General features: G+C 65.4%; 5 protein-coding genes. All 5 read left to right on the plus strand.

The features are described from left to right. The first annotated feature begins 107 nt into the window (after positions 1 to 107). Positions 108 to 602: a signal peptidase II gene (gene lspA, locus AC1VTH_RS05700; protein ID WP_481335182.1), complete on the plus strand. Its 495-nt coding sequence runs from the start codon at positions 108 to 110 to the stop codon at positions 600 to 602. After that, a complete protein-coding gene (locus tag AC1VTH_RS05705) occupies positions 602 to 1,630 on the plus strand; it encodes an RluA family pseudouridine synthase (protein ID WP_293825391.1) in 1,029 nt (342 codons plus the stop codon). The genes lspA and AC1VTH_RS05705 overlap by 1 nt, the downstream gene beginning before the upstream one ends. A 60-nt stretch (positions 1,631 to 1,690) precedes the next feature. Beyond that, the gene (locus AC1VTH_RS05710) at positions 1,691 to 2,992 is read left to right on the plus strand and encodes a glycosyltransferase family 2 protein (protein WP_481335184.1); all 1,302 of its coding nucleotides are present in this window, start codon (positions 1,691 to 1,693) and stop codon (positions 2,990 to 2,992) included. 193 nt (positions 2,993 to 3,185) lie between these two features. Continuing rightward, positions 3,186 to 4,697 (plus strand): IMP dehydrogenase, encoded by a 1,512-nt coding sequence (locus AC1VTH_RS05715; RefSeq protein ID WP_481335185.1) that lies wholly within the window; start codon positions 3,186 to 3,188, stop codon positions 4,695 to 4,697. 152 nt (positions 4,698 to 4,849) lie between these two features. Beyond that, a partial coding sequence (gene leuS / locus AC1VTH_RS05720) for a leucine--tRNA ligase (RefSeq protein WP_481335186.1) occupies positions 4,850 to 6,401 on the plus strand: 1,552 nt, incomplete at its 3' end.

Here is a 6,401-nt window from a genome sequence, read left to right on the forward strand (position 1 = left end):
ATGGCGAGAAGTGCCCGCGCTGCTGGAACTGGCGCACGCTCGGCACCGACGGCCTGTGCTGCCGCTGCAGCCACGCCGTCGCCCTTACCGGCAAGGACGCGTAACCCGTGGCCGGCAACAAGCGCATAGCCGTGTTTGGCGGGGTCGCCGTCGCCGCCGTCGTGCTCGACCAGGTCTCCAAGGCCTGGGCGCGCACGGCGCTGGCCGGCGGCCCCGCGCCGCTCGTCCCCGGCGTCATGGACCTTGCGCTCGTCATGAACACGGGCGCCGCCTTCTCCATCGGCTCGGGGTCCACCTGGGTCTTCGTGATCCTCGCCGCCGCGATATGCGCCGCCTGCGCCGTCTGGGTGGTGCACGAGAAGGCCATGCCCGCCCCGCTCGCCGCTGCGCTCGGCGCCGTCGCGGGTGGTGGCGTCGGCAACCTCATCGACCGCGTCATCGCCGGCCAGGTAACCGACTTCTTTGCCACGGCCTTCATTGACTTCCCGGTCTTCAACGTCGCCGACATCTTCGTGACCTGTGGCGTCATCCTCTCGCTTATCCTCGCGTGGCGCTTCGATGCGGCCCGCGACGGCGAGGGCCAGACGGGGGAGGACAACTAGTGGCGCGCACCAGGGTTGTCAACCTGCTCGTGGGTCCCGAGGCCGACGGCGCCCGCCTCGACGCGTTCCTCGCCGCAGGCGAGGGCATGCCGTCTCGCTCGGCTTGCGCCAAGCTCGTGGAGGCGGGGCTTGTCACCATCAACGAGACGCCCGCCACCTCGAAGAGCGAGAAGGTGCTGTTGGGAGACCGCGTGCGCGCCACCGTCGAGGAGGCCGAGCCGCTTGTTCCCGAGGGTGGGCTTGCCCCCAACCCCTACATCGACCTCGACATCCGCTACGAGGACGAGCACCTCATCGTACTCTCCAAGCAGGCGGGCCTCGTGTGCCACCCCAGTCCCGGGCACGTCGACGACACGCTCGCCAACGCCCTCGTTGCCCACTGCGGACTCGCGCACCTAGGGACGCTCCAGGGCGACGACCGCCCGGGCATCGTGCACCGCCTCGACATGGACACCTCGGGCCTCATGCTCGCGGCCAAGGACGACGAGACCCAGAAGGCCCTGCAGGACCTCATCCGCCTGCGCACGCTCGACCGCCGCTACGTCACGCTCGTGTGGGGCTACGTCGCGGCCGACTCCGGCACCATCGACACCGGCATCGCCCGCTCGACGCGCGACCGCATCCGCATGGCGGTCTCCGACGACCCCGGTGCCCGCGAGGCCATCACGACCTTCCGCGTGCTCGAGCGCTTCGAGGCGGGCCGCCGCGACGAGGGCTACACGCTGCTCGAGTGCCACCTCTACACGGGGCGCACCCACCAGATCCGCGTGCACATGCGTCACATCAACCACCAGGTCATCGGCGACCCGCTCTACGGCAGGGGAGACCTTGCCCAGAACCTCGGCCTCACCAGGCAGTTCCTCCACTCCTGGAGCGTCTCGTTCGCGCATCCCGCGTCCGGAGAGACCGTAGAGCTTCGCGACACGCTTCCACAAGACCTGAAGGGTGTACTAGAATCGCTCGACAGCCGCAGCATGGGCCGCACGCCCGCGGGGGAGCGTATCGTCCCCGCGCTGCTCGGCCGCTAGCCGAGCCCGCGCCCGCCTGCGCATCGATACGCTTCGAACAAGAGCATCGAGAGGTCACTCGTGGAATTCAATCGCCTGGGTCTCACGCCCATCGTCATCTTCAACCTCATCATCTGGGTGTTTTTCACCTTCGCCTACCTCTACCAGTTCGTATACATCCTGGTGACGCTGAGGCGCGGCGAGGTCAAGCTCCCCGAGGCCAAGAGGAACCACCGTTACGCCTTTTTCATCGCGGCGCACAACGAGGAGTCGGTCATCGCCAACCTCGTGCAGTCGATCAAGCAGCAGGACTACCCCAGCGAGCTCATCGACGTGTTCGTGGTGGCAGACGCCTGCACCGACCGCACGGCCAAGGAGGCCCGCCGCGCCGGCGCCATCGTCTACGAGCGCAACGACCTGGCGCGCAAGGGCAAGAGCTGGGTGCTCGACTACGGCTTCGACCGCATCCTCAACGAGTACCCTGACAAGTACGAGGCCTTCTTCGTCTTCGACGCCGACAACCTGCTGAGCCCCACCTACGTGCGCGAGATGAACAAGGTCTTCGACCAGGGCTATCTCGTCGCCACGAGCTACCGCAACTCCAAGAACTTCGACTCGAGCTGGATCAGCTCGGCCTACGCCCTGTGGTTTTTGCGCGAGGCCAAGTTCCTCAACAACTCGCGCATGCAACTTGGCACCGGCTGCGCCATCTCGGGCTCGGGTTGGATGGTGTCTTCGCGCATCATCCAGGGCATGCACGGCTGGGACTTCCACACCCTCACCGAGGACATCCAGTTCTCGACCTTCTGCGCGGCCAACGGCATCCAGATCGCCTACGCCCCCGCGGAGTTCTATGACGAGCAGCCCATCACGCTAGCTGCCTCCTGGACGCAGCGCATGCGCTGGACCAAGGGCTTCTACCAGGTGTTCTTCTCCTACGTGGGAGACCTGTTCCACGGCATCAGATCCAAGCGCTTCGGCTCCTACGACATGCTCATGACGATCGCACCGGGCAACATCCTCACGCTCGTCTCGGCCCTGGTGAACGCCGCCTACCTCATCATCGGCTCGATCTCGCACGGTTTTCTCGCCACACAGAACGAGATCTCGATGGCGGTGGGGTCGCTGTTCATGACGTTCGCCTCGATGTACGTGACGTTCTTCCTGCTCGCGATCATCACGACCATCTCAGAGCGCAAGCACATCCACTGCCGCAAGGGCAGGCGCTGGCGCATCTTCACCAACCTGTTCACGTTCCCACTGTTCATGATGACCTACATCCCCATCACGGTGGCGGCGCTGTTCATGAAGGTCGAGTGGGTGCCCACCAAGCACACGGTCTCGATCTCGGCGAGCGACATCGCCGCGCAGGACGGTGAGTAGTTAGAACTCTTTGCGAGGGGCGCCTCGCGGCTGCGTGCCGCCGGGCGCCCCTCGCCATACCTACAAGACGGTTTGGTCGCCTAACAAAGTTCAAGGTAGCGCGTTCGAATGCACACGCTACAATTGTCAACTATCAGTCGGCGCGCGGTTTGCCAAAACGGGCGACCGCAAGGGCAGAAAGGGAGTCACCTACATGGCAACGTTCTTCGAGGGCGAGTCGCACACCTTCTCTGAGTACCTGCTGGTCCCCGGATACTCCTCGTCGGAGAACGTGCCGGCAAACGTGTCGCTCAAGACGCCCCTGTGCCGCTACAAGAAGGGCGAGGAGCCCCGCATCACCCTCAACATCCCCATGGTCTCCTCGATCATGCAGTCCGTCTCCGGCCAGCGCATGGGCGTCGCCCTTGCCACCGAGGGCGGCATGAGCTTCATCTACGGTTCCCAGACCCCCGAGTCCGAGGCGGCCATGGTCAAGTGGGTCAAGGACTACAAGGCCGGCGTCGTCGAGAGCGACTCGACCCTCACCCCCGACATGACCATGGAGCAGGTCATGGACCTCAAGCAGCGCACCGGCCACTCCACCATGCCCGTCACCGACGACGGCACCCCGCACGGCAAGCTCGTGGGTATCGTCACGAGCCGCGACTACCGCCCCTCCCGCGACGACCACCAGGCCAAGGTCGCCACGTTCATGACCCCGCGCGAGAAGCTCGTCGTGGGCACCGAGGAGACCACCCTCAAGGTCGCCAACGACATCATCTGGGATAACAAGCTCAACGCCCTGCCCATCGTCGATGCCACCGACCACCTCGTGGGCATCGTCTTCCGCAAGGACTACGACTCCCACAAGTCCAACCCTGACGAGCTGCTCGACACCAACAAGCGCTACATGGTGGGTGCGGGCATCAACACTCGCGACTACGCCAAGCGCGTGCCGCTGCTGCTCGAGGCCGGCGCCGACGCCCTGTGTATCGACTCGTCCGAGGGCTACTCCGAGTGGCAGAAGCTCACGATCGACTGGATCCGCGAGAACTACGGCAACGACGTCATCGTGGGCGCCGGCAACGTCGTTGACGCCGACGGCTTCCGCTACCTCGCCGATTGCGGCGCCGACTTCGTGAAGGTGGGCATCGGCGGCGGCTCGATTTGCATCACGCGCGAGACCAAGGGCATCGGCCGCGGCCAGGCCACGGCCCTCATCGACGTGTGCCGCGCCCGTGACGAGTACTTCGAGGAGACGGGCGTCTACGTGCCGGTTTGCTCCGACGGCGGCATTGTCTACGACTACCACATGACCCTCGCTCTCGCCATGGGCGCCGACTTCATGATGCTCGGCCGCTACTTCGCCCGCTTCGACGAGAGCCCCACGAACCGCGTGAACGTCAACGGCCAGTACATGAAGGAGTACTGGGGCGAGGGCTCTGCCCGCGCCCGCAACTGGCAGCGCTACGACCTCGGCGGCGCCGCGAAGCTGTCGTTCGAGGAGGGTGTCGACTCCTACGTGCCCTACGCCGGTTCGCTCAAGGACGGCGTTGGCATGACCGTCTACAAGATCAAGTCAACGATGTGCAACTGCGGCGCCAAGACGATCCGCGAGCTGCAGCAGAAGGCCCGACTAACGCTCGTCTCCTCGACCTCGATCGTCGAGGGCGGCGCGCACGACGTCGTGCTAAAGGATCACAGCCAGTCCGTGAGCTACCACTAGGCCACATCTAGCAGGTCGCCCGCGGACGGCGGGCGCCTGCGTATGCGTACACGCTTGGCAGGCGCCCGAGGCTCCGTGAGGGTCTCGGGCGCTTTTGCTGCTATAGTGCATAACTTGAATGTCTGTACGACTTTTGAAGAGAGAGGTCGCGCATGAGCGACGTCAACGATACCAACGTCTCCATGGGTGACAGGTTCCCCGCCTACGACGCCTCCGCCATCGAGAGCAAGTGGCAGCGCGTCTGGGCCGAGAAGGGCACCTATAAGACCGACGAGGACCCCAACAAGCCCAAGAAGTACGTCCTCGAGATGTTCCCGTACCCCTCGGGCGACCTGCACATGGGCCATGCCCGCAACTACACCATCGGCGACGCCATGGCGCGCCAGGCCCGCATGCGCGGCTACGACGTGCTGCACCCCATCGGATTCGACGCCTTCGGCCTGCCCGCCGAGAACGCCGCCATCAAGCACAACACGCAGGCTGCCGCCTGGACGTATCAGAACATGGACAACGCCCTGTCCACGATGAAGCGCATGGGCTTCTCGTACGACTACGACCGCCTCGTGCGCACCTGCGACCCCGAGTACTACAAGTGGGGACAGTGGATGTTCCTCAAGATGTGGGAGAAGGGCCTGGCCTACCGCGCCACCTCGCCGGTCAACTGGTGCCCCAAGTGCCGTACCGTCCTGGCCAACGAGCAGGTCGTCGAGGGCCGCTGTTGGCGCTGCGACTCGATTCCCGAGAAGCGCGAGCTGTCGCAGTGGTACCTCAAGATCACCGACTACGCCCAGGAGCTGCTCGACGACCTCGACAAGCTCGAGGGCTGGCCTGAGAACGTCAAGGCCCAGCAGCGCAACTGGATCGGCCGCTCCGAGGGCGCCGAGATCGACTTCACCCTGGCCGACACCGACGGCGTGACCCCCACCGACCGCAAGATCACCGTCTTCACCACCCGCGCCGACACCCTGTTTGGTGTGAGCTTCTTCCTGCTGCCGCCCGAGAGCCCGCTTGCCGCCGAGCTCGTGGCCGGCACCGAGCACGAGGCCGCCTTCAAGGAGCTCAAGGAGGCCACCGAGCAGGTCTCGAGCATCGACCGCCAGGGCTCCGCGCGCGAGAAGCACGGCGTCTTCACGGGCCGCTACGTCATCAACCCCATCAACGGCCGCCCGGCCCCCATCTGGGTCGCCGACTACGTGCTGCTCGACTACGGCACCGGCGCCGTCATGGGCGTTCCCTGCGGCGACCAGCGCGACTTCGACTTCGCCAAGAAGTACGGCCTCGAGATCGCCCCGATCATCTGCGAGAAGAAAGACCCGCTGTACGAGGAGCTCAAGGACGAGCGCGAGCTCAAGGTCACGAGCGTCTCCTGGGACCATGCCATGGACGCCGAGGGCTACCTCGTGCAGTCCGGCGAGTTCACCGGCCTCAAGGGCGGCAAGCACTCCGAGGCCGAGGCCGCCATCATCTCCTGGCTCGAGGAGCGCGGTGCCGGTCGCAAGAAGGTGCAGTTCCGCCTTCGCGACTGGCTCATCAGCCGTCAGCGCTACTGGGGCAACCCCATCCCGATGATCCACTGCGACTGCTGTGGCGACGTGCCGGTGCCGTATGACCAGCTGCCGGTCACCCTGCCCGAGAACCTTGACCTTGGTGCCGGCGAGACCCTCGCCGAGTACGCCCCGTTCTACGAGACGACCTGTCCAAAGT

The sequence above is a fragment of the Parolsenella sp. genome (assembly GCF_982402205.1).

Excerpts from the sequence above, each read along its gene's own strand:
- AC1VTH_RS05715 (WP_481335185.1), top strand. The coding sequence starts at position 3,186 with ATGGCAACGTTCTTCGAGGGCGAGTCGCACACCTTCTCTGAGTACCTG.